This window comes from Bordetella genomosp. 13, assembly GCF_007679965.1.
Classification (GTDB): Bacteria; Pseudomonadota; Gammaproteobacteria; order Burkholderiales; family Burkholderiaceae_B; genus Bordetella.
In genome coordinates this window covers 237,416-258,779 of sequence record NZ_VEHL01000010.1, presented here as the reverse complement: position 1 = coordinate 258,779, position 21,364 = coordinate 237,416, and the positions used below count along the sequence as shown (strand labels likewise).

At 65.6% G+C, this 21,364-nt stretch carries 18 protein-coding genes; 17 read left to right on the top strand and 1 reads right to left on the bottom strand.

Annotated features, from left to right (window positions below; all coding sequences use genetic code 11):
- Positions 1 to 24 precede the first annotated feature (24 nt).
- The 3 genes from recG to FS845_RS22695 all read left to right on the top strand — a co-directional run bounded on the left by recG (position 25) and on the right by FS845_RS22695 (position 3,653).
- Complete coding sequence (gene recG / locus FS845_RS22705) at positions 25 to 2,190, top strand: ATP-dependent DNA helicase RecG (RefSeq protein ID WP_144639607.1); 2,166 nt, start codon at positions 25 to 27, stop codon at positions 2,188 to 2,190.
- A gap of 103 nt (positions 2,191 to 2,293) precedes the next feature.
- Positions 2,294 to 3,241, top strand: a complete 948-nt coding sequence (locus FS845_RS22700; protein WP_144639605.1) for a LysR substrate-binding domain-containing protein — start codon at positions 2,294 to 2,296, stop codon at positions 3,239 to 3,241.
- 232 nt (positions 3,242 to 3,473) lie between these two features.
- Complete coding sequence (locus FS845_RS22695; protein WP_144639603.1) at positions 3,474 to 3,653, top strand: hypothetical protein; 180 nt, start codon at positions 3,474 to 3,476, stop codon at positions 3,651 to 3,653.
- A gap of 103 nt (positions 3,654 to 3,756) precedes the next feature.
- Here FS845_RS22695 and FS845_RS22690 read toward each other — a convergent pair whose 3' ends face one another.
- A complete protein-coding gene (locus FS845_RS22690; RefSeq protein WP_144639601.1) occupies positions 3,757 to 4,860 on the bottom strand; it encodes a porin in 1,104 nt (367 codons plus the stop codon).
- A 250-nt stretch (positions 4,861 to 5,110) separates the two neighbouring features.
- Here FS845_RS22690 and FS845_RS22685 point away from each other — a divergent pair, with 250 nt between their 5' ends.
- From FS845_RS22685 to FS845_RS22620, 14 genes are all read left to right on the top strand, one after another.
- Positions 5,111 to 5,614: a Dps family protein gene (locus tag FS845_RS22685; RefSeq protein WP_144639600.1), complete on the top strand. Its 504-nt coding sequence runs from the start codon at positions 5,111 to 5,113 to the stop codon at positions 5,612 to 5,614.
- 171 nt (positions 5,615 to 5,785) lie between these two features.
- Positions 5,786 to 6,586: an SDR family NAD(P)-dependent oxidoreductase gene (locus tag FS845_RS22680; protein ID WP_144639598.1), complete on the top strand. Its 801-nt coding sequence runs from the start codon at positions 5,786 to 5,788 to the stop codon at positions 6,584 to 6,586.
- A gap of 16 nt (positions 6,587 to 6,602) precedes the next feature.
- The gene (locus FS845_RS22675) at positions 6,603 to 8,138 is read left to right on the top strand and encodes an LTA synthase family protein (RefSeq protein ID WP_144639596.1); all 1,536 of its coding nucleotides are present in this window, start codon (positions 6,603 to 6,605) and stop codon (positions 8,136 to 8,138) included.
- A 105-nt stretch (positions 8,139 to 8,243) separates the two neighbouring features.
- On the top strand, positions 8,244 to 9,359 hold the full coding sequence (locus FS845_RS22670) for an ABC transporter permease (protein ID WP_144639594.1): 1,116 nt from the start codon (positions 8,244 to 8,246) through the stop codon (positions 9,357 to 9,359).
- 136 nt (positions 9,360 to 9,495) lie between these two features.
- A complete protein-coding gene (locus tag FS845_RS22665) occupies positions 9,496 to 10,488 on the top strand; it encodes a polysaccharide biosynthesis/export family protein (RefSeq protein WP_260986410.1) in 993 nt (330 codons plus the stop codon).
- Positions 10,478 to 11,281 carry an ABC transporter permease gene (locus FS845_RS22660; protein ID WP_260986409.1) on the top strand — a complete coding sequence of 268 codons (804 nt, stop codon included), beginning with the start codon at positions 10,478 to 10,480 and terminating at the stop codon, positions 11,279 to 11,281. Before FS845_RS22665 ends, FS845_RS22660 begins: the two co-directional genes overlap by 11 nt.
- Complete coding sequence (locus FS845_RS22655; RefSeq protein WP_144639590.1) at positions 11,278 to 11,937, top strand: ABC transporter ATP-binding protein; 660 nt, start codon at positions 11,278 to 11,280, stop codon at positions 11,935 to 11,937. The genes FS845_RS22660 and FS845_RS22655 overlap by 4 nt, the downstream gene beginning before the upstream one ends.
- Positions 11,938 to 12,095: 158 nt before the next feature.
- Positions 12,096 to 13,094 (top strand): UDP-N-acetylglucosamine 4,6-dehydratase (inverting), encoded by a 999-nt coding sequence (gene pseB / locus FS845_RS22650; RefSeq protein WP_144639588.1) that lies wholly within the window; start codon positions 12,096 to 12,098, stop codon positions 13,092 to 13,094.
- A 2-nt stretch (positions 13,095 to 13,096) separates the two neighbouring features.
- On the top strand, positions 13,097 to 14,257 hold the full coding sequence (gene pseC / locus FS845_RS22645) for a UDP-4-amino-4,6-dideoxy-N-acetyl-beta-L-altrosamine transaminase (protein ID WP_144639586.1): 1,161 nt from the start codon (positions 13,097 to 13,099) through the stop codon (positions 14,255 to 14,257).
- A complete protein-coding gene (gene pseF / locus FS845_RS22640) occupies positions 14,254 to 14,949 on the top strand; it encodes a pseudaminic acid cytidylyltransferase (RefSeq protein WP_144639584.1) in 696 nt (231 codons plus the stop codon). The genes pseC and pseF overlap by 4 nt, the downstream gene beginning before the upstream one ends.
- Before the next feature lies 1 nt (position 14,950).
- Positions 14,951 to 16,081: a UDP-2,4-diacetamido-2,4,6-trideoxy-beta-L-altropyranose hydrolase gene (gene pseG / locus FS845_RS22635; RefSeq protein WP_144639582.1), complete on the top strand. Its 1,131-nt coding sequence runs from the start codon at positions 14,951 to 14,953 to the stop codon at positions 16,079 to 16,081.
- Complete coding sequence (pseH, locus tag FS845_RS22630) at positions 16,081 to 16,632, top strand: UDP-4-amino-4,6-dideoxy-N-acetyl-beta-L-altrosamine N-acetyltransferase (RefSeq protein ID WP_222130017.1); 552 nt, start codon at positions 16,081 to 16,083, stop codon at positions 16,630 to 16,632. Before pseG ends, pseH begins: the two co-directional genes overlap by 1 nt.
- A 1-nt stretch (position 16,633) precedes the next feature.
- Positions 16,634 to 17,683 (top strand): pseudaminic acid synthase, encoded by a 1,050-nt coding sequence (gene pseI / locus FS845_RS22625; RefSeq protein ID WP_144639578.1) that lies wholly within the window; start codon positions 16,634 to 16,636, stop codon positions 17,681 to 17,683.
- A 94-nt stretch (positions 17,684 to 17,777) separates the two neighbouring features.
- Positions 17,778 to 21,335, top strand: coding sequence for a tetratricopeptide repeat protein (locus tag FS845_RS22620; RefSeq protein WP_186332382.1), 3,558 nt, complete (start codon positions 17,778 to 17,780; stop codon positions 21,333 to 21,335).
- Positions 21,336 to 21,364 lie beyond the last annotated feature (29 nt).

Genomic DNA, 21,364 nt, shown 5'->3' with positions numbered 1-21,364 from the left:
GATCTGTCTACGTCAGACACGCCCATGGTTTCCCGCCAGGCCGCGGCCGCAAAGCCCGCCGCGGCAGTCCGCCCGCGCCGCAAGGCGGCGGCCGAGCCGCATCCGGCCGAGCCGCATCCGGCCGAGCCGCATCCGGCCGAGCCGCGCCCGCAGGGGCGCACGGCCGCCAGCCTGATCGAGCGCAAGCTGCAATCGCTGGGCCTCACGGCCCCCGAAGACTTCCTGCTGCACCTGCCCCTGCGCTACGAGGACGAGACGCGCGTCGTGCCCATCGGCAGCCTGCGCCCCGGCTATGCCGCGCAGGTCGAGGGCGAGGTGCTGCGCTCCGAGGTCATGTACCGGCCACGCCGGCAACTGACCGCGGTGCTGGCCGACGACAGTGGCGAACTGCAGCTGCGCTGGCTCAATTTCTATCCCAGCCAGCAGAAGCAGCTGGAGAAGGGCCGCCGCCTGCGCGCGCGCGGCGACGTGCGCGGCGGGCTGTTCGGCCGCGAGATGGTGCACCCGCGCATGAGCAACGCCGATGCGCCGCTGCCCGAGGCGCTGACGCCCGTCTATCCCAGCACCGACGGCCTGCAGCAGCCCACGCTGCGCCGCGCCGTGGCCCAGGCGCTGGAGCAGGCCGACCTGGCGGACACCTTGCCCGATGCGGTCCGCGCACGCTACGACCTGATGCCGTTCGAGCCGGCCATCCGCCTGTTGCATGCGCCGCCGCCTGGCGTGTCCGGGCACGAACTGGCCGAACGTGCGCATCCCGCCTGGCGACGCATCAAGTTCGACGAGCTGCTGGCCCAGCAGCTGTCGCTGGCCGCGGCCCGTGCGGGGCGGCGCAGCAAGCGCGCCGATCCGCTGCCCATGCCGCGGCAGCCCGACAACCTGGTGGCGCGCCTGTATGCCGCGCTGCCGTTCAAGCTGACCGGTGCGCAGCAGCGCGTGGTCCACGAAATCGCCCTCGACCTGAACCAGCCTTATCCCATGCATCGCCTGCTGCAGGGCGACGTGGGCAGCGGCAAGACCGTGGTGGCCGCCGTGGCCGCCGCGCAGGCCATCTCCTGTGGGTCGCAGGTGGCGCTGATGGCACCCACCGAACTGCTGGCCGAGCAGCACTTTCGCAAGCTGGTCTCCTGGCTGGAGCCGCTGGGCGTGGGCGTGGCCTGGCTCAGCGGCAGCCTGCCGGCCAAGGCGCGCCGCGAAGCCGCCGCCGCCGCGGCCGACGGCTCGGTGCATTTGGTCGTTGGCACGCAGGCCCTGGTGCAGGACCACGTGTCCTTCCATCGCCTGGGCCTGTCCATCGTCGACGAACAGCATCGCTTCGGCGTGGGCCAGCGCCTGGCGCTCAGCCGCAAGGGCGAGATCGAAGGCGAGCTGGCTCCGCATCAACTGCACATGAGCGCCACGCCCATTCCACGCACCCTGGCCATGACATTCTTCGCCGACCTGGACGTGTCCGTCATCGACGAACTGCCGCCGGGCCGCACGCCCGTGCTGACCAAGCTGGTGTCCGAAGCGCGCCGTGAAGAAGTCATCGGCCACATCGCGCAGGCCGCGCGCCAGGGGCAACAGGCCTACTGGGTCTGTCCCCTGGTCGAGGAAAGCGAGGCGCTCGAACTGCAGACCGCCGTGGACACCTACGAAGGCATGCGCGTCGAGCTGCCGGACCTGCGCATCGGCCTGGTGCACGGACGGCTGCCGCAGGCCGAGAAGGCCGCGGTGATGCAGGCGTTCCGCGACGGCGAGGTCGACCTGCTGGTGGCCACCACCGTCATCGAGGTCGGCGTGGATGTGCCCAACGCCTCGCTGATGGTGATCGAGCACGCCGAACGCTTCGGCCTGGCCCAGCTGCACCAGCTGCGCGGCCGGGTAGGGCGGGGCAGCGCCGAATCGGTCTGCGTGCTGCTCTACCAGACCCCGCTGTCGCAGGTGGCGCGCGAGCGCCTGCGTGCCATGTTCGAGACCAACGACGGTTTCGAGATCGCGCGCCGCGACCTGGAACAGCGCGGTCCGGGCGAATTCCTGGGCAAGCGGCAGTCGGGCATGGCGCTCCTGCGCTTCGCCGACCTGGACGCCGATGCCGAGCTGGCCGAGCAGGCGCGCGACGCGGCCGCCTGGCTGCGGCGCGACCACCCCGGCGTGGTCGAGTCGCATCTTGCTCGCTGGATGCGCGGCCGCGAGGATTTCCTGCGGACATGACGATGCCGATCTCCTTTCCCGCGCATCGTCCATGCCCTCGTCGTTTGGCCGCGCACCGCCCCGGCGCGCATCGTTCCCTTCCTTTCCATTGGCGGACCCAGCCATGACTCTCACCGAACTCAAATACATCGTCGCGGTGGCGCGCGAACGCCATTTCGGCCGTGCGGCCGAGGCCTGTTTCGTCAGCCAGCCGACGCTGTCGGTGGCGATCCGCAAGCTCGAGGACGAGCTGGGCGTGACGCTGTTCGAGCGCGGCGGCAACGAAGTGGGCGTCACTCCCATCGGCCAGCGCATCGTCGCGCAGGCGCAGAAGGTGCTGGAGGAGAGCGCCAGCATCAAGGAGATCGCGCGCCAGGGCCACGATCCGCTGGCCGGCCCGCTGCGCGTGGGCATCATCCACACCATCGGCCCGTACCTGCTGCCGCGCCTGGTGCCCACGCAGATCGAGCGCACGCCGCAGATGCCGCTGCTGCTGCAGGAGAACTTCACGGTGCGCCTGGTCGAGCTGCTGCGCCAGGGCGAGATCGACTGCGCCATCATGGCGCTGCCCCTGCCCGAGGCCGGCCTGGTCACCCAGCCGCTGTACGACGAGCCGTTCCTGGTAGCCGTTCCCCAGGACCACGAATGGTCGCAGGCCCAGTCCATCGACGCGCAGGACCTGAAGCAGCAGACCATGCTGCTGCTGGGCAGCGGCCACTGCTTCCGAGACCAGGTGCTGGAGGTCTGTCCCGAGCTGTCGCGCTTCTCGGCGGCCAGCGACGGCATCCAGCGCACCTTCGAGGGCTCGTCGCTGGAGACCATTCGCCACATGGTCGCGGCCGGCATCGGCGTGACCGTGCTGCCGGTCACCGCCGTGCCCGAGCACCCGCCCGCCAAGAGCCTGCTGCACTACGTGCCGTTCGCCGGCAAGCCACCCGAGCGCCGCGTCGTGCTGGCCTGGCGCCGCAGCTTCCCGCGCCTGGCCGCCATCGAGGCCCTGGCCGAGGCCGTGTACGCGTGCGGATTGCCGGGGGTGAAGATGCTCAAGGGCGAGGCGCGTACCGACGGTTGATGGCACGGAAGGGACTTGTGCTGGCGGCTTCATGCGCCGGCTCTTCGCGGTGCGCGCACTCTATGTGTCTGGCCCGCCTGGCTGATGCCATTTCCGTCCGTCCGTATTTCCCGATCTGGCGGCAATCGACCCAGCACGCCTAGAGTGGCGGCTTCCTGGTCATGAGCGGGTCTTCACGAAGCGAGGGATTGCCATCGGCCTCGAACAAGGCGAACGGCAAGGCCAGATCGCCATGCTGCAAGATCTGCTCGAACAGAAGTTCGGCCCCGCGCCCGCCTGGGTCCAGCAGCGCCTGCAGCAGACCGACGCCGAGCAACGGCGCGGCCTGGCCCGCAGCATGCTCGCCGCCGATTCCTTGCAGGCGCTATTCCAGGACAGCGCCGGCCAGCCATCCGTTCAAGCGGGACAGTAGACCCGCCGTGGCGCGGCATCGTGCGCCGGCTCGAGCCCGGATGCGCCCGCCGCGATCCGAAGCCGCGAGCCATCGCCCGCCGCCCCGGTCGCGCCCGCTCCGATCAGAAGCGGTGCATGATCCCCACGCCGCCCGCCGTGCTCTTCAGTCCGTCGATGAACGCATAGTCCGTTGCGTACGACCCGTAGGCATACACGTTCGTGCGCTTGGACAGGTCATACGTGTAGCCCACGCTGTACGAGTTCATGGTCTCGTCGTCACCCGTCAACAGATCGTTGTTCGGATTGACGTTCTGCCACGAGAAGAAGACGCTCGAGCCTGCGCCCAGGGGCACGGTCGCGCCCAGCATGTACGCATTGGCCTTGAACCCGTCGACATAACGGTTGGTGCCCAGTTCGGTGCTGAAGGGCGTGCCCACGGGCAGGTCCTGCCCGACGAACCAGCCGTCCGAGGTGCGGCCGTAGGCCGCTGCCACCTTCAGTACCTCGAAGTCATAGCTGGCGCCGATGGCGTACTGGCGCGGCTTGGCGCCGCCCGCGTCCGAGGCGTTGCTGGGGTTCAACTGGTCGAAGGTCAGCGTGACGTTCAGCGGTCCGTTCAGGTAGCGCACGCCCGCGGTGATGCCGCGCGCATTGTCCGCCGTGGCGAACCCGCTTTGCGCCGCATCGTTGGCGTCCACGTTGAACGAATAGCCCACGGCCGCCTCGAATCCGCCCACGACCGGGGTCTGGTACATCACCACGTTGTCCCAGCGGTTGGTGTTCGAGGCGCTGAAGCCCAGGCCCAGGTTCGACTGCGTGTAGCTGGTGTAGAACGGGTCGATATCCGCCAGCCACTTCGACGACACGCCGACCTGGCGCCCGAAGTTCAGGCGGCCCCACGCGTCGTTGGCCAGGCCGATGGTGGCCTGGCGGCCGAACAGCCGTCCGCCTTGCGCGCGATCGCCCGTGCTCGAGTCGAAGCCGCTTTCCAGCACGAACTCGGCGCGCAGGCCGGTGCCCAGGTCGTCCGTGCCGCGCAGGCCCCAGCGGGAGCCGCCTTCGATGCCGTTGATCATTCCCAAGCGGCTGGCATCGTAGCCGGCGCCCTTGACCTTGTTGTAGCCGATACCGGTGTCGATAAGTCCATACAGAGTGACCGACGGCTCTGCCTGTGCCACACCCGCGCAAATCATGGTCAGGGAGGCAGCGAGCAGCGTCTTCTTCATCGGGTAGATCTCCTGAAAGAGGAATTTTTTGATGGGAAATCCTGGGTCGGCCCCAGGGTTGTTCCTGTTGGAACGGCCTGTATTGCAACAGATTTGCGTAATCCTTGCCGAGAAGAGGTCGATCTTTGCATCAACACAGGGCGTTCGGGGCCAGGTTTTGCCTATCGCGGCGATGCATGGAATTTGCCGAATCCGTCCCCCAGCAGTGGTATCCTTCCTCCGTTTCCGTCCGCTTAGAAGGAGCATCAACATGGCAAAGATTCCCAAGAGCACCGCGACTTCGGCGCCCCGCATCAACATCGGCATCTCCGACAAGGACCGTGCCGCCGTCGCAGCCGAGCTTTCCAAACTGCTGGCCGACTCGTACACGCTGTACCTGACGACCCACAACTTCCACTGGAACGTCACCGGTCCGCTGTTCAACACGCTGCACACCATGTTCATGACGCAGTACACCGAAGAGTGGACCGCGCTGGACAGCATCGCCGAACGCATCCGCGCCCTGGGCCACTACGCGCCCGGCACGTACCGCGAGTACGGCAAGCTGACCTCCATCGAAGAGCCCAAGACCGTGCCCGAAGCGCTGGAAATGGTCCGCATCCTGGTCGAGGGCAACGAAGCCGTCGCCAAGACCGCGCGCGCCGCCTTCGACAAGGCCGATGCCGCCAACGACCAGCCCACGGCCGACCTGCTCACGCAGCGCCTGGACGTGCACGAGAAGAACGCCTGGATGCTGCGCAGCCTGCTGCAGTAAGCCGGTTTCCCGTCTTTGTATAGAATTGCTGGCCTTCCCGGTCGCCGGGAGGGCCAGTTTTTTTGCCGGGTCCGCAATATCGTGTGATGCCAGTTGCCTGTCAGGGCTTTCGCGCTACAAGCTCATGCGCGTCACCGCCCGACCCGACCTGCCTGGAGGCGTTTTCAACGTATGCAGAAGCACCACGCAGATCCCGCGGCGCAGGTCGCCCCGCGTTGCGTCCTCATCACGGGCGCCTCCGGCGGCATCGGCAGCGCGCTTGCGCTGGAATACGCGCGTGCCGGCGCGGCCGTGCTGATCCTGCTGGGGCGCGATGCTCCACGCCTGCGCGAGGTCGCCGACCAATGCGAGACGCACGGCGCCAGGGTCCGGGTGCACGAATCCGACGTGCGGGACCACGAGGCGCTCAGGCGGTGGCTGGCCGGCCTGGACGGCGACGATGCGCCCGACCTGGTGGTCGCCAACGCGGGCGTGAACATCAACGTCGGCCCTGATGGCCGTGGCGAATCCTGGGAGGACGTGCAGCGCCTGCTGGACGTCAACGTGCGCGCCGTCTTCGCCACCGTGCATGGCGTATTGCCAGGCATGCGGCGCCGGGGCGCGGGACAGATCGCCCTGATCAGTTCCCTGGCCGCCTGGCGCGGCCTGCCCGAGACGCCCAGCTACAGCGCCAGCAAGGCCGCCATCAAGGTCTACGGCGAGGCCATGCGCGACGGACTGAAGGCCGAGGGCGTGCGCATCAACGTGGTCATGCCCGGCTATGTCCAGTCGCGGATGTGCTTCGACATGCCGGGTCCGAAGCCGTTTCTCTGGACCGCCCAGCGTGCGGCGCGGTTCATCCGCCTCGGCCTGCGCGCCGACCGCGCCCGCATCAGCTTTCCCTTCCCGCTGAACCTCGGGTGCTTTCTGCTGGCGGTCATCCATCCCGCCGTGTCGGGCTGGATCCTGCGCAGGATGGGCTACGGTGCTTGAGGCGATCTGGTTGCCGATGTTGGTGCCCTATGGCGTCGGCCTGCTGCTGTCGCTGGGCGCCGAGTGCCTCCTGGTGCCGCGTCCCGTGCCGCCCTGGCGCCGGCCCGGCGCCGCGCTGGCCGTGCACCTGGGCCTCTGGACCCTGGCCTTCGCCCTGGAAATGATGTTGTTCCGGCGGCCGTATTTCGCCATGGCCAACGTGCTGGCCATCCAGATGGTCATCGTGCTGGTCAGCTACGCCAAATACCAGGCGCTGCGCGAACCCTTCATCTTCCAGGATTTCGAGTACTTCACCGACGCCATCCGGCATCCCAGGCTGTACCTGCCGTTCTTCGGCGCCTGGCGAGCGGTCGGAGCGCTGGCTGCCTATGGCGCCGCCCTGTGGGCCGGGCTTGCCCTGGAGGGCACGTTGCCCGGGCCCTCCGCCACGCTGCCCGCGTTCTTCGTCGGCATGGCCGCGCTGGCCGTGGCCGGATACGCGCTGGCCTGCCTGGCCGCGGGTCGCCTGCGCGTGACCTTCCAGGCGGAAGACGATCTGCGACGGCTCGGCCTGGCCGGGGCGTTGTGGGCCTATGGCCGGGCGGAAGGCGCTTCCACCGAATCGCTGCGCGCCGCGGCGCCCTTTGCCCGCGCGCAGGCGCCCGAGGGCAGGGAGGGCGAGCCGCTGCCCGACTTGGTCGTGATCCAGAGCGAGTCGTTCTTCGACGTGCGGCGCGCCTACGGCCAGGTCAGGCCAGAAGTGTTGCGCCACTTCGATCAACTCGTCCAGGAGGCGGCGCGGCATGGACAGTTGCGTGTCGGCGCCTGGGGCGCGAACACCGTGCGAACCGAGTTCGGGTTCCTGTCGGGGCTGCGGCCCGAGGCGTTGGGCGTGCATGCCTACAACCCCTACCGCAAGCTGGGCCGTCAGGGTTTTCCCACGATCGTCTCGCACCTGAAGGCGCTGGGCTACCGCACGGTCTGCCTGCATCCCTACCACCGAAGCTTCTACCGGCGCGACGCGGTGCTGCCCGCGCTGGGGTTCGATGCGTTCATCGGGCTGGAGGCATTCGCCGATGCGCCTCGGGAGGGCGCTTACGTCAGCGATGCCGCCGTCGCCGAGCACCTCATCCGGTTATTGCGCGAATCCGGCGACCAGCCCCTCTACGTGCACGTCATCACGATGGAGAACCACGGCCCGCTGCATTGGGAGCCCGTCGGCGACGGGGACATCGCCACGTTCCTGCGCGCGCCGATCCCGGCCGCCAGCCGGGACCTCGTGGCGTATGCCCGCCACCTGCGCAACGCGGACGAGATGATCGCCTCGGTACGGCAGGCCCTTTCGGCGCCGCGCCGGCGGCCGGCCGGCCTGTGCCTGTTCGGCGACCACGTCCCCATCATGCCCGCCGTCTACGCCGGCCTGGGCGAGGTCAGCGGCGCCACCGACTACGTGATCTGGCGGTCCGACCGGAAGGTTCCGGCGCCCGGCGCATCCCTCCTGAACGTGGCCGAGCTGGCCTCGACGTATTTGGAAACGATGAATATTCCCATTGGCCACGTCCCGGCGGACTAAGGTCGGTACAATTCGCCGGCCGTGGAGCAGCGGTCCGATTGCCGTGATGGCGTGGTTCCTGTCTTGCCATGCACGGCGTCACACACTCAGAACAATGTTGGCTAGATGAGCACCTTCGAGAAACTGAAGTCCTGGGGCGTCGCAGTCCTCCTGATCGGCCTCCCCATGGCGGCGGCAGGCGCGTACTACGCGTTCTTCGCGCTGGATCGTTATGTCAGCACCGCCCAGGTGGTGGTCAGGCAGGTCGGGGAGCGGCCGCAATCGGCCGCGGCGTCCGGCCTGGCCGCCGTGCTGGGCGCGGGAGGACTGAACTCGACCTCGCGGGAAGAGACGCTCTACCTGCGTGAATTCCTCACCTCCCAGGACATGCTCGATGTCCTGCAGAAGCGCCTGAACTGGTCCGAGCACTACGCCGATCGCTGGAGTGACCCGCTCTATTGGTTGCGCACCGACGCGGCCACCGAAGACGTGCTCAAGTACTATCGCCGTGTCGTCAGCGCCTATTTCGATGAGCAGACCGGACTGCTGACGGTAGAGGTCCAGGGCTTCGACCCGAAGTTCGCCCAGCAGGTGCTGCAGGTCATGCTGGCCGAGTCCGAGCGCTTCGTGAACGAGATCTCGCACCGGATGGCGCGCGACCAGATGGATTTCGCGCAGGGCGAGCTGGCCAAGGCACGCAAGGAATACGAACGCCGCCGGGACGACCTGGTCGAATTCCAGAGCCAGAGCAACATGCTCGACGCCGAAGCGTCCGCCAAGGCTCGCGCCGACGTCATCGCCGAGCTCGAGGCCGCGCTGATCAAGGAGCGCACGATGCTCACGGGGTTGACCGCGACGCTGTCGCAGGATACGCCGCAGGTCCGCCAGCAACGCGTCCGCATCCGTGCGCTCGAGCAGCAACTGGCCATCGAGAACAAGCGCCTGGTTTCCGAGAAAAGCGGCGACAAGCTCAACGTCGTCGCATCCCAGTACCGTAACCTGACCATCGACACCAAGATCGCCGAAGACGCCTATAAGTACTCGGTGACGTCGGTCGAGAACGCCCGTATCGAGGCCAGCAAGAAGCTGCGCAGCCTGGTCACGGTCGTGTCGCCGAACATGCCCGACAAGGCGATCTATCCCACGCCGTTCTACAACCTCGCCACGCTGCTCATCGCGCTGATCCTGTTGTACGGCATTGCTCGCTTCGTGATGGCGGCGATCGAAGACCATCGCGAATAAGAAAATACTTGGCACTTAAGCACCGGATCTCATGACTGCCCGACACGTCGCACGCTCCCTGGTTCTATGTCTGCCCCTCGTCCTTGGCGGGTGCGGCAGTTTGCTCTCGGCGGCCGGGCCTTCCCGGAACGCGGTCATGAATGATGACGATCCGCAGACCTACAAGCTGATCGATCTGACCGCCCAGACCATCGGGCCCTACATGCGTCCGCCCGAGCGGGAAGACCAGATCAGCGTGGCCATGCCGACCGTGCCGGAGATCCACCTGGTGCCGGGCGACGTGCTGCGGATCATGGTCGCGGACAGCGCGCTGGAAGGCAGCGTGTTCGCGCCGCTGGCCACCGGCGGCACCGTTTTCGAGAACATCCGCCTGGACAGCCAAGGCATGATTTCGCTGCCCTACGTGGGCCGTGAAAAAGTGTCCGGCAAGACGCCGGCCGAGGTCGAATCCATGATCCGCGACCGCTTGCGGCGCATCACGACCGATGTCCAGGTCCAGGTCGCGCTCACCGGCGACCTGTCCGGTTCCGTGCTGGTGGCCGGAGCCGTCAAGACGCCGGGCCGTTTCTCCGCCCTGCAGGGACCGTTGACGCTGCTGGACGCGATCAACCGCGCGGGCGGCGCCGCGCTCGAGCCGCATCTCATCCGGATCGTCGTGCGTACGGGACAGAAGTCCTACCAGTTCAACTACGAAGACCTGCTGGCGGGCAAGAACCAGATCGTGCCGCCGGGCTCGGAGGTGATCGTCGAGCGCGCCCGCAAGCGGTTCGTGGCGATGGGGGCGGTGGGAGACCCGGGTCTGCACGACCTGCCCTCGAACGATCCCAGCCTGCTGGAAGTGCTGGGAACCGTGAAGGGGCTGAACGAAGCCAAGGCCGATGCCGCGGGGGTGTTCGTGTTCCGCCTGGTCGACCAGAAGGATCCGGACACCGGCGCGATCAAGCCGACGGCCGAGGTATTCCGCCTGAACCTCAAGGAGCCGGAAGCCATGTTCCTCGCCCGCCAGTTCCTGGTGCAGCCTGAGGACGCCATTTATGTGACCAATGCTGCGGTCTACGAATGGCAGAAGGTCATCACTCCCATCGTCCAGGTCCTGGTCCTCGGCAAGGCGGTGAACAGTGATTTCTGAACTCAGGATCCGGAAACGGCCATCGTTCGCGATCATGCGGGCGGTGGTGTTTGCGCTGGTCTTGCGTGAGATGCAGACCCGGTTCGGAGCGCGCCGCATGGGTGCGTTCTGGATGATTTTCGAACCCATCCTGCACATCGGTTTCATGATGTTCGTGGTGACGTTCCTGCGTGGACATCACCTGCCGGGCATCGACTATCCCCTGTACCTGCTGAGCGGCGTCGTGCCTTTTTTCATGATGCGCAACATTTCGCTCAAATTGATGGAAGCGATCAGCAGTAACAAGGCGTTATTCGGGTATCCGAATATTAAGCCTTTCGACACGTTCATTTCTCGGCTCATCGTCGAATTCTCGCTGGCCGCATGCGTTTACTGCCTGCTGCTGGTGATCATGGGTGTATGGTTTGGATACGATGTCAGGACGTATGAGCCCCTGGGCTGGTTCGCTGCCATCACTACCGGGGTGGTATTATCCTTCGGCTTAGGGCTTATTCTCTGCGTGGTGGGTGAAGCATTCCCGAATTCAAAGACTTTCCTGCGTATCGCTTTCACGCTCATGTACGTCCTGTCGGGTGTCATATTCCCGATCTGGCGTCTTCCCACGCAATTTCTCCCTTACATACTCTGGAATCCGTACGCGCATATTGTCGATAATCTGAGATCTTCATTTTTCCAGCATTATTCCCATGTGCGCGGCATCAGTTTCGAGTACCCCGCGGCTGTCGCCCTCGTCGTGCTTTGCATCGGCCTGGCGCTTTTCCATCTACGCCAACGGGCATTGCTTTCCATATGATAGAAGTGCGTGGCGTCACGAAATCGTATCTGCACCATCGCGGTGGGCGGAAATTCGTGTTCAGGGATCTCTCGTTCGTGGTTCCCCCCGGCCGCAACATCGCGCTGATCGGCCGCAATGGCTCCGGCAAATCCACGCTGATGCGGTTGCTGGGCGGTCTGGACGTGCCGGATCGCGGCAGGATCATCACCGACAAGCGCATTTCCTGGCCCGTTGGCCTGGCGGGCGGTTTCCAGGGCTCGCTGACGGGCCGGGAGAACGTCAAGTTCGTGTGCCGGGTGCAAGGCGTGACGGGCCGCGATCTGGCCAGGTACGTCAAGTTCGTCGAGGACTTCGCCGAGATCGGAGAGTACTTCGATCTGCCGGTCCGTACGTATTCGTCCGGGATGCGGGGGCGTGTCGGCTTCGGCTTGAGCCTGGCATTCGACTTCGACTACTACCTCGTCGACGAGGCCATGTCCGTCGGCGATGCGCATTTCCGCGACAAGGCGGTCCAGGCATTCAAGGACCGCGTGGGCACCTCCAACCTGATCCTCGTCACCCACGGCATGGGGCAGGTCCGGAAGATGTGCGATCTGGTTCTTTTGTTGAAGGATGGCCACGTCCACATGTACGAGGATGTGGAAGAGGGAATTGCCGCCTACCAGAAGGGGTAGCAGGGTTTCCGGGCAGCGGGGCGTCGCAACCGTTTTATTGAATCGCCATGCCGGCGAGATCGAATCAGGGCAGGACCATTATGGGCATGTCCGGGATTCTTTTTTTCCGGATTTTTGCAGGTGTCTGACCTGTTTTATTTTTGTGGAATGGACTAATAATGTTTCGTGATAAGACAATCTTGGTGACGGGCGGCACCGGTTCCTTTGGCAACGCTTTCGTGCCGATGACTCTGCAGAAATTCAGCCCGAAGAAAATCATCATCTTCTCCCGCGATGAAATGAAGCAGTGGGACATGGCGAAGAAGTTCCAGGACGATCCTCGCGTGCGCTTCTTCATCGGCGACGTGCGCGACCGCGAGCGCCTGTACCGCGCCCTGGACGGCGTGGATTACGTGGTGCACGCCGCTGCCACGAAGATTGTCCCCACCGCCGAATACAACCCGTTCGAGTGCGTCAAGACCAACGTCGACGGCGCCATGAACGTCATCGACGCGTGCATCGACAAGGGCGTCAAGCGCGTCGTGGCCCTGTCCACGGACAAGGCCAGCAGCCCCATCAACCTGTACGGCGCCACCAAGCTTGCGTCCGACAAGCTGTTCGTCGCCGGCAACGCCTACTCGGGCGAACACGGTTCGCGCTTCTCTGTGGTGCGCTACGGCAACGTGATGGGCTCGCGCGGCTCGGTCATTCCGTTCTTCATGTCCATCCGCGACAAGGGCGTCCTGCCCATCACCGACGCGCGCATGACCCGCTTCATGATCTCGCTGGAGCAGGGCGTGGAACTGGTCTGGCATGCCTTCGAGGACATGGTGGGCGGCGAAGTCTACGTGAAGAAGATTCCGTCCATGAAGGTGACGGATCTGGCGCGCGTGGTGGCCCCCGAGGCCGACCAGAAGATCGTCGGCATCCGCCCGGGCGAGAAGCTGCACGAACAGATGATCGGCGCGGAAGACTCGTACCATACGTACGAATATCCCGAGCACTACAAGATCCTGCCCGCCATCAACGGCTGGTCGGATACGCCGGAGCGCATCAAGGACGGCAAGCGGGTTCCGGAAGGCTTCGTCTATTCGAGCGACAACAACACCGAATGGATGGGCGACGAGGACCTGCGCGCCTGGATCGACGCCAACCGCGAAAAGATCGGGGGTATCTGACCATGATCCCCTACGGGCGCCAGGAGATCACGCAAACCGACATCGACGCCGTGATCGAGGTACTGAAGTCGGATTTCCTCACGCAGGGGCCAATGGTCCCCCGCTTCGAGAAGGAAGTCGCGGACCACGTGGGCGCGAAGTACGCGTGCGCGGTTAACAGCGCCACTTCGGCGCTGCACATTGCATGCCTGGCGCTCGGCCTGGGGGAGGGCGACATCCTCTGGACGACGCCGATCACGTTCGTGGCGTCGTCCAATTGCGCGCTGTACTGCGGCGCCAGCGTCGACTTCGTGGACATCGATCCGCGCACCTACAACATGAGCGTGCAGGCGCTGCGCGACAAGCTGGCCGAGGCCAAGCGCGCCGGCCAGCTGCCCAAGGTGGTGGTACCGGTCCATCTGTGCGGCCAGCCCTGCGAGATGGAACAGATCCACGCGCTGGGCCAGGAATACGGCTTCAGGATCATCGAGGATGCCTCGCACGCCATCGGCGGCAAGTACCAGGGCGACTTCATCGGCAACTGCCGGTACAGCGACATCACCGTGTTCAGCTTCCATCCGGTGAAGATCATCACCACCGCGGAAGGCGGACTGGCCCTGACGAACGACCAGGAACTGGCGGAAGCCATGAACCTGTACCGCAGCCACGGCATCACGCGCGATGCGCATCGCATGACGCACGAGCCGGACGGCGCCTGGTATTACCAGCAGGTGGCGCTGGGCTTCAATTACCGCATGACCGAGATGCAGGCCGCCCTGGGCGTGAGCCAGATGCAGCGCCTGGACGACTACGTGGCCCGCCGCCACGCGCTGGCGCGCCGCTATGACGAGCTTCTGGCCGGCCTGCCCGTGACCCTGCCGTGGCAACATGCCGATGGCTATTCGGGCCTGCATCTGTACGTCATCCGCCTGCAGCTGGACGGCATGCCGCGCGGCCATCGCGAGGTATTCGACGCGTTGCGCAAGGCTGGCATCGGCGTCAACCTGCACTACATTCCCGTGCATACGCAGCCCTATTACCGCGACCTCGGCTTCAAGCCGGGAGACTTCCCGCAGGCCGAACGCTACTACGCCGAGGCGATCAGCCTGCCGATGTTCCATACCATGACCCACGCGCAGCAGGATGCCGTGGTTGCCGCGGTCAAGGAGGCGGTCGCGTCGTGAAGCTGGCCGTAATACCCGCGCGCGGCGGCAGCAAGCGCATCCCGAGGAAGAACCTGCGGGGTTTCTGCGGCAAGCCCATGCTGGCGTGGCCGCTGGAAGCCGCGCTGCAATCGGGATGCTTCGACGAGATCGTCGTATCTACGGACGATCCCGAGATCGCGGCCGTTGCGCGCGAGGCCGGTGCCAAGGTGCCGTTCATGCGGCCGGCCGAGCTGTCGGACGACCATACAGGCACGACCGCGGTCATCCAGCATGCCATCCAGTGGCATGTCGATCATGGCGTCGCGCCCCAGCAGGTCTGCTGCATCTATGCGACGGCGCCGTTCGTGCGCGCCGAGGACTTGCGGCAGGGACTGGCGTCCCTGCAGGAGACGGGGGCGCAGTATGCGTTCTCCGTGACCACCTATGCGTTCCCGGTGCAGCGGGCACTGCGCCTCGAAGGCGCCCGCATCGCGATGCTGCATCCTGAGAATTTCTCGCTGCGGTCACAGGATCTGGAAGAGGTCTTCCACGACGCCGGGCAGTTCTACTGGGGCACCGCGCAGGCATGGCTGGCGGGCGCGCCGGTCTTCGGCGGCGATGCGGTGCCGGTCCAGCTGCCGCGGTACCGGGTGCAGGACATCGATACGCCGGAGGACTGGATACAGGCCGAGCTGCTGTTCAAGACGATGGCGCAGCGAGGTGGAGGCTGACATGCGCGTGGCTTTCCGTGCCGATGCATCCCTGCGGATCGGGACCGGGCATGTGATGCGTTGCCTGACGCTGGCCGACGCGCTGCGCCGCGCCGGCGCGCACTGCTGCTTCATCACGCGTGCCCATGAAGGCAATCTGATCGACTTCATCCGATCGCGCGGCTACGACACGGTCGTGCTTCCCCTGGCGCAGGACGCCTCGGCCGCGGCGGCCGGCAGCGCCGGAGAGCCGCTGGTCAGCCATGCCGACTGGCTAGGCGAGTCCTGGCAGCGCGACGCCGGGCAGACGCGCGGAGCGCTCTCCCGGGCGGTCTTCGACTGGCTGGTGGTGGACCACTACGCCCTGGATGCGCGCTGGGAGCGGGCGTTGCGCGGCGCGTGCGGCGGCATCTTCGTGATCGACGACCTGGCGGACCGCGCCCATGACTGCGAGGTGCTGCTGGACCAGAACCTGGGCCGCGAGGCGGCGGACTATGCGTCGCACGTCGATGCCGGCTGCGACGTGCTGGCCGGCCCCAGGTACGTGCTGTTGCGCGAAGAATTCGCGGCCATGCGGTCCCGCAGCCTGGACCGCCGGCGCGAGCCGCGCTTGCGACGCCTGCTCATCACCATGGGCGGGGTGGACCAGCCCAATGCCACGGGCGCAGTGCTGGATGCCTTGCGCGACTGCGAACTGCCCGCGGACCTGTCGATTTCCGTGGTCATGGGCCTGCATGCGCCATGGCGCGAGCAGGTCCGTGCCCAGGCCGCGACGATGCCCTGGACCACCGAGGTCCTGGTCGGAGTCAAGGACATGGCGACGCTGATGGCCGACTGCGACCTGGCCATCGGCGCCGCCGGCAGTACCTCGTGGGAACGGTGCGCGCTGGGCTTGCCGACGTTCCTGGCCGTCCTCGCGGACAACCAGAAGAGCGCGGCTCAGGCCTTGTCCCTGGCGGGCGCGGTCGCGGTGCTGGAACTGGACGAGGCGCTGCCCCCCGTATTGAAGAACCTGTTTCGGGACCTGCATCGCAATCCCTCCGCGCTGGCCGGGATGGCGTGCAGCGCCGCGGCGATCTGCGATGGAGAGGGTGTAGCCCGAGTGTTGCCGAAACTGCTGCGCGAGCGAGTCGCGAGCCCCCTGGAGGAATGATGAGCGAGCTTGGTTTCCTGCGTCCGATCCGCGACGACGAATTGGAGTCGATGCTGTCCTGGCGCAATGCGCCCGCCGTGCGCGCCAACATGTACACGCGCCACGAGATCTCGATCGACGAGCACCTGGACTGGTGGGAGCGGACGAAGCAGCGCGATGATCAGCGGTATTTCATGTACGAAGCTGGCGGACGGGCCTTGGGCGTCGTGGGATTCACACGCATTGATCCGCTGAACGCGAACAGCTCGTGGGCGTTCTATGCGTCGCCCGAGGCTCCGCGCGGCACCGGATCGAAGATGGAACTGCTGGCGCTGGACTACGCCTTCGGCGAATTGAAGCTGCGCCGGCTGCATTGCGAAGTTCTGGCCTTCAACACCGCGGTGATCAAGCTCCATCAGAAGTTCGGCTTCCATGTGGAAGGCGTGCTGCGCGAGCATCACAAGATGGATGATGCATTCGTCGATATTTATCTTCTCGGCCTGCTGGCCTCCGAATGGTCGGAAAAGCGGGGCGAGATCATTGCAAAACTGACTGCGAAGAACGGAGGTTGAGATGGCTGGTACGATTTCCATCAACGGGCGGGATATTGGACCGCAGTTTCCTCCGTTCATCATCGCGGAGCTGTCGGCCAACCACAACGGCAAGCTCGAAACCGCGCTGCGCATCATCGAGGAAGCCAAGAAGGCAGGCGCCCATGCGGTGAAGCTGCAGACGTACAAGCCCGACACCATCACGCTGGATTCGGACGGCAAGGATTTCCTGATCACCGGCGGCCTGTGGGACGGCCGGACGCTGTACGACCTGTACCAGGAGGCGCACATGCCCTGGGAATGGCACGCGCCGCTGTTCGAGCATGCCCGCAAGCTGGGCATCACGATCTTCAGCTCGCCGTTCGACAATACCGCGGTCGACCTGCTGGAAGACCTCAACGCGCCTGCCTACAAGATCGCGTCCTTCGAGGCCGTGGACCTGCCCCTGATCAAGTACGTGGCCAGCACGGGCAAGCCCATGATCATCTCGACGGGCATGGCGGACGAGCAGGAGATCCAGGAAGCCATCGATGCCGCCCGCGAAGGCGGCTGCAAGCAACTGGCGATCCTGCACTGCGTCAGCGGCTACCCGGCGCCCGCCGAGGATTACAACCTGCGCACCATTCCGGACATGATCGCGCGCTACGGCCTGGTGACGGGTCTGTCCGATCACACGATCGACAACACCACCGCCATCGCCAGCGTCGTTCTGGGCGCGTCGCTCATCGAGAAGCACTTCACGCTGAACCGCAATGGCGGCGGCCCGGACGACAGCTTCTCGCTGGAGCCCGAAGGCATGGCGGCCCTGTGCCGCGATTCGCATACCGCCTGGGCCTCACTGGGCCGCGTGGATTACGGCTGCAAGTCCAGCGAGCAGGGCAACGTCAAGTTCCGCCGCTCGCTGTACTTCGTCAAGGACCTCGCCGCCGGCGAAGTCATCACCGAAGACGCGGTACGCAGCGTGCGGCCCGGCTATGGCCTGCCGCCCAAGGCGCTGCCATCGGTCATCGGCAAGCGCGCCGCGCGGGCGGTGCAGCGCAATACGCCCGTCGTGGCCGACGCGCTGGCTTGAGGACGGCGGGACAGCGGTGCGGCATTCGGGCCAAAGCGGTACCTAAAGGCAACTGGAAAAGATGAAATTGGGTTTGAAGGCGGTAACCAGACACGTGAAGATCCATGCTGCGGATGCGCTGCATGGCATGGCGGAAAAGCTGTTCTTCCGGCGCAAGGGCCTGCGGAAGTCGCTGGCCCGCACCCTGGCGCGCCGCGATCGTGTCTTCTTCGGAAAGAAGAAGCCGCCCGTGGCGGACTACCGCTTCTCCCTCGTCGATCCGTTCGAGGTGTTCGGCGAGAAGGCCCGGTTCGGCGACTTCTTCCTGGTTGGCGACAACTGGCGCAACGGCACCGACAAGCCGGTTGCAATCCTGTGGGGCTTCAACAGCTGGAAATGGGGTTTCGTCGCGGATTACCTGGCCGATTACCGCGTCGCCTTCGCACCCCGCAAGGTCAGCATGCTGATGGCACTGCTGGCGATCCGCCGCTTCCCCGTCAAGGCCGACTGTTTCGTGGTCTGGGGCTATACCGAGCCTGGCATCGTCACCCGGCATGCGCGCTGGAAAAGGATTCCCATCCACCGCATGGAAGATGGCTTCATCCGGTCCTCCGAACTGGGCGCATCGCATTCGACGCCTTATTCGCTCGTGCTCGACGACAAGGGGCTGCACTACAACCCCGACACCGAATCGCGCCTCGAGGCCATCCTCAACACCAAACAGTTCACCGACGCCGAGCGTGCGGCCGCCCGGGGCTGCATCGACCTGATGCTGCAGTTGTCGTTGTCGAAGTACACGCCGGGCAAGCTGCAGAAGGTTTCGACGCCCTCGATACGGCTACAGCGGCGGGTGGCTATCGTGGGCCAGGTCGACAACGACATGTCGATGCGCATGGGCAATCCGGAAGGCTGGTCCATGATGGACATGATTCGCCTGGCCAAGATCGAGCACCCGGATGCCGAGATCGTGTATCGGCCCCATCCGGAGGTGTACGAAGGCTACCAGCGCAGCCGCTTCGTGAAGCGGCTGGTCTCGAGGATCTGCGTGATCGAGTCGCCGGATGTTCCCACGGCGGAATTCCTGGACAGCGTCGACCACGTCTACACCGTGACCTCGCTGACCGGTTTCGAAGCCTTGTTGCGGGGCAAGAAAGTGACGGTCATGGGGGCCGCGTTCTACGCCGGCTGGGGACTGACCGACGACCGCGTCGCGTTTCCCCGGCGTCGCGCCCGGCACGACCTCGAGGCCTTGTTCCACGCGATCTACCTCGACTACCCGATCTATCTGTCGCATCCGGCCAACGCCGAGCTGGGCTTCCATACCGCGTGCCTGCGCATTGACGCGGACGCTGCGGTGGGGCGCTACAAGCAGGCGCGGATCAAGCGCGCCGGTCCGCCAGAGGACCAGGCGCTGGTGGCCCAGACGTCGTATTGGCCGGGCCTGGTGTTCCAGGGCGACGGTGACGCGCTGGCCGCGGCCATACCCAGGATCGACTGGCTCCGGTTTTTTTCGAATGCCCCTGGCCGGATCTTCCAGGCCCTGGTGCTGCATGCGATCGGCGGCAAGCTTAAGACCGATGCGGCCCGCGACGTGTTCGCGGCACGCGTGCGCCAGTTGGTCGAGCCGGATATCTTTCTTAAGTTCCTGCTCGGCTGGCGGGACGTGTCCCCCAGCAGCGTGATCGTCAAGCACGTGGCGTGGGTGCTCTCGCAGCGCCTGGAAGACGACATTGCCGCCCAGACGTTGCTGAATCGCCTGAACCGGCTTGCCGACTGGCAACGCAACGGCGCCGGGCCGGCGCAGCAGCCGTCCGATGCCCAGTCCGCCGACGGGGAGCAGGCGCCGCCGCCGGCATCCTTCGAGAAGGGCTACGTGATGGACGATGAACAGTATCTCGTGCTCAGCGAGATACTGGACCTGCACGTCAAGAACAAGGATTACCCCAAGGCCCTGGATGCCATCTACAAGGTGGCGATCAGCGGCTATGCCAGTTCGGGCCTGATGATGAAGGCCGCGCGGATCGCCGAGGCGTGCTTCGACATCCGGTCGGCGCGCGCCTTGGCCCTGTTCTGCCAGCGGGCCGATCTGTTCGGCGAAAACCGGAAGTCGATATCCACGTACCTGGCCAACCTGCCGACCGATATCGCCGAGTATTCGGAACTGGGCCTGAAGCGGGATGTGGCGCTGGCCATTTCCCTGAACCCTGAGCGTATCAACGATGCCTTCTCGCTCAACCACAAGTATCTCGCAGACAGCGAGTTCATGGACGAGGTGGCCATCGGCTGGCTGAGGCTGGACAACGAGCACTCGGTGCAGAAGGCCATCGCCTACCTGGAGATCGGCGAGCCCCGTCGCGCGATGGGCATTCTCGAGGAGATCGTGCGCGAAGGGGGCGAGGACGACAAGCTCCGTGTCGCGTATGCGAAGGCGCAGGCCGACCTGGGCAACTATACCGGCGCGCTGGATACGCTGAACCGCGCCCGGCAGGTCTATCCGTCCGAGGGCAACTACAAGGAATACCTGCGCCTGTTGAATTTCTTCGGCGACTTCGAGCAGGCACGGCGGGTATTGAGCGATGCGCAGTCGCTGCAGCTGGACGTCGGCGACGCATTCTCGATGCCGGTCCTGCTGGCGGAAGGGCAGATCGAGGCCGCGTACCGCGCCTACCTGAACGTGCCGTTCCGCGAGACGATGATCCGTTATTTCCGGGACAAGTACTGGCTGAGCGAGGACGTCGAGGAACTCCGTAATTTCCTGATCCTTGCCGTATACGGCCCCGGCGACGAGATCCGTTTCGCCTCGCTCTATCCCGATTTCCAGCGCCGCTTCGGCGACCGTGGGTTCCGTATTTCATGCGACTACCGCCTGGCGCCGATCTTCTCCCGCTCGTTCCCGGAGATCGAGTTCGTCCCCATCAAGCGTGTCCGGGGATTCTCGAAGACCTATCCCCGCAGCTTCTACGACAAGTTGCCGGGATCCGACCTATGCGTGGTGCTGGACAACGATACGCTGCCGGCGATCGAGGCCGCCAACCATATCGTGATGGCCACCGATCTCATCTGGCATTTCCGGAAGTCCTACGACGCCTTCCCGACCCGGCCCTACCTGGTCGCCGACGAGTCGCTGCGCGCGACGTATCGCGCCAGGATGCCCGAAGCGACGCTGCGCGTGGGCATATGCTGGCGCAGCAGCCTGACCACCCGGGCACGCAACGTCAATTACCTGGATGTCGAGGAACTGGCACCGCTGTTCGAGATCCCTGGCATCCAGTTCGTGAGCCTCCAGTACGACGATTGCGAGGAAGAACTCGCCTGGTTGCGCGAGCGTTTCCCTGGACGCATCACCGACTTCAACGAGGTCGACCAGTACAACGACTTCGACAGCGTCGCCGCCATCATGACCAATCTCGACCTGGTCATCGCGCCGGCCACGTCGGTGGCGGAGTTCGCGGCCGCCCTGGGCTGCGCCACCTGGCTGTTCGCCAGTTCGGCCGAGATCGATTGGCGCAAGCGCGACGAGGCCGGCGTCGACGTCTGGCACGCCTGCGCGACCATCATCGGGGGAGAGGGCGGCGACCGCAAGGCTGCCATGGTCAGGACCATGGCGCGCAGATTGCGCGAGTTCGCACAGATGCGGCGGCATCCCGAGCTCGAATTGGAGAAGATTGCCTAGCCGCGCGGGGGGATGCATGCACGTCGCAC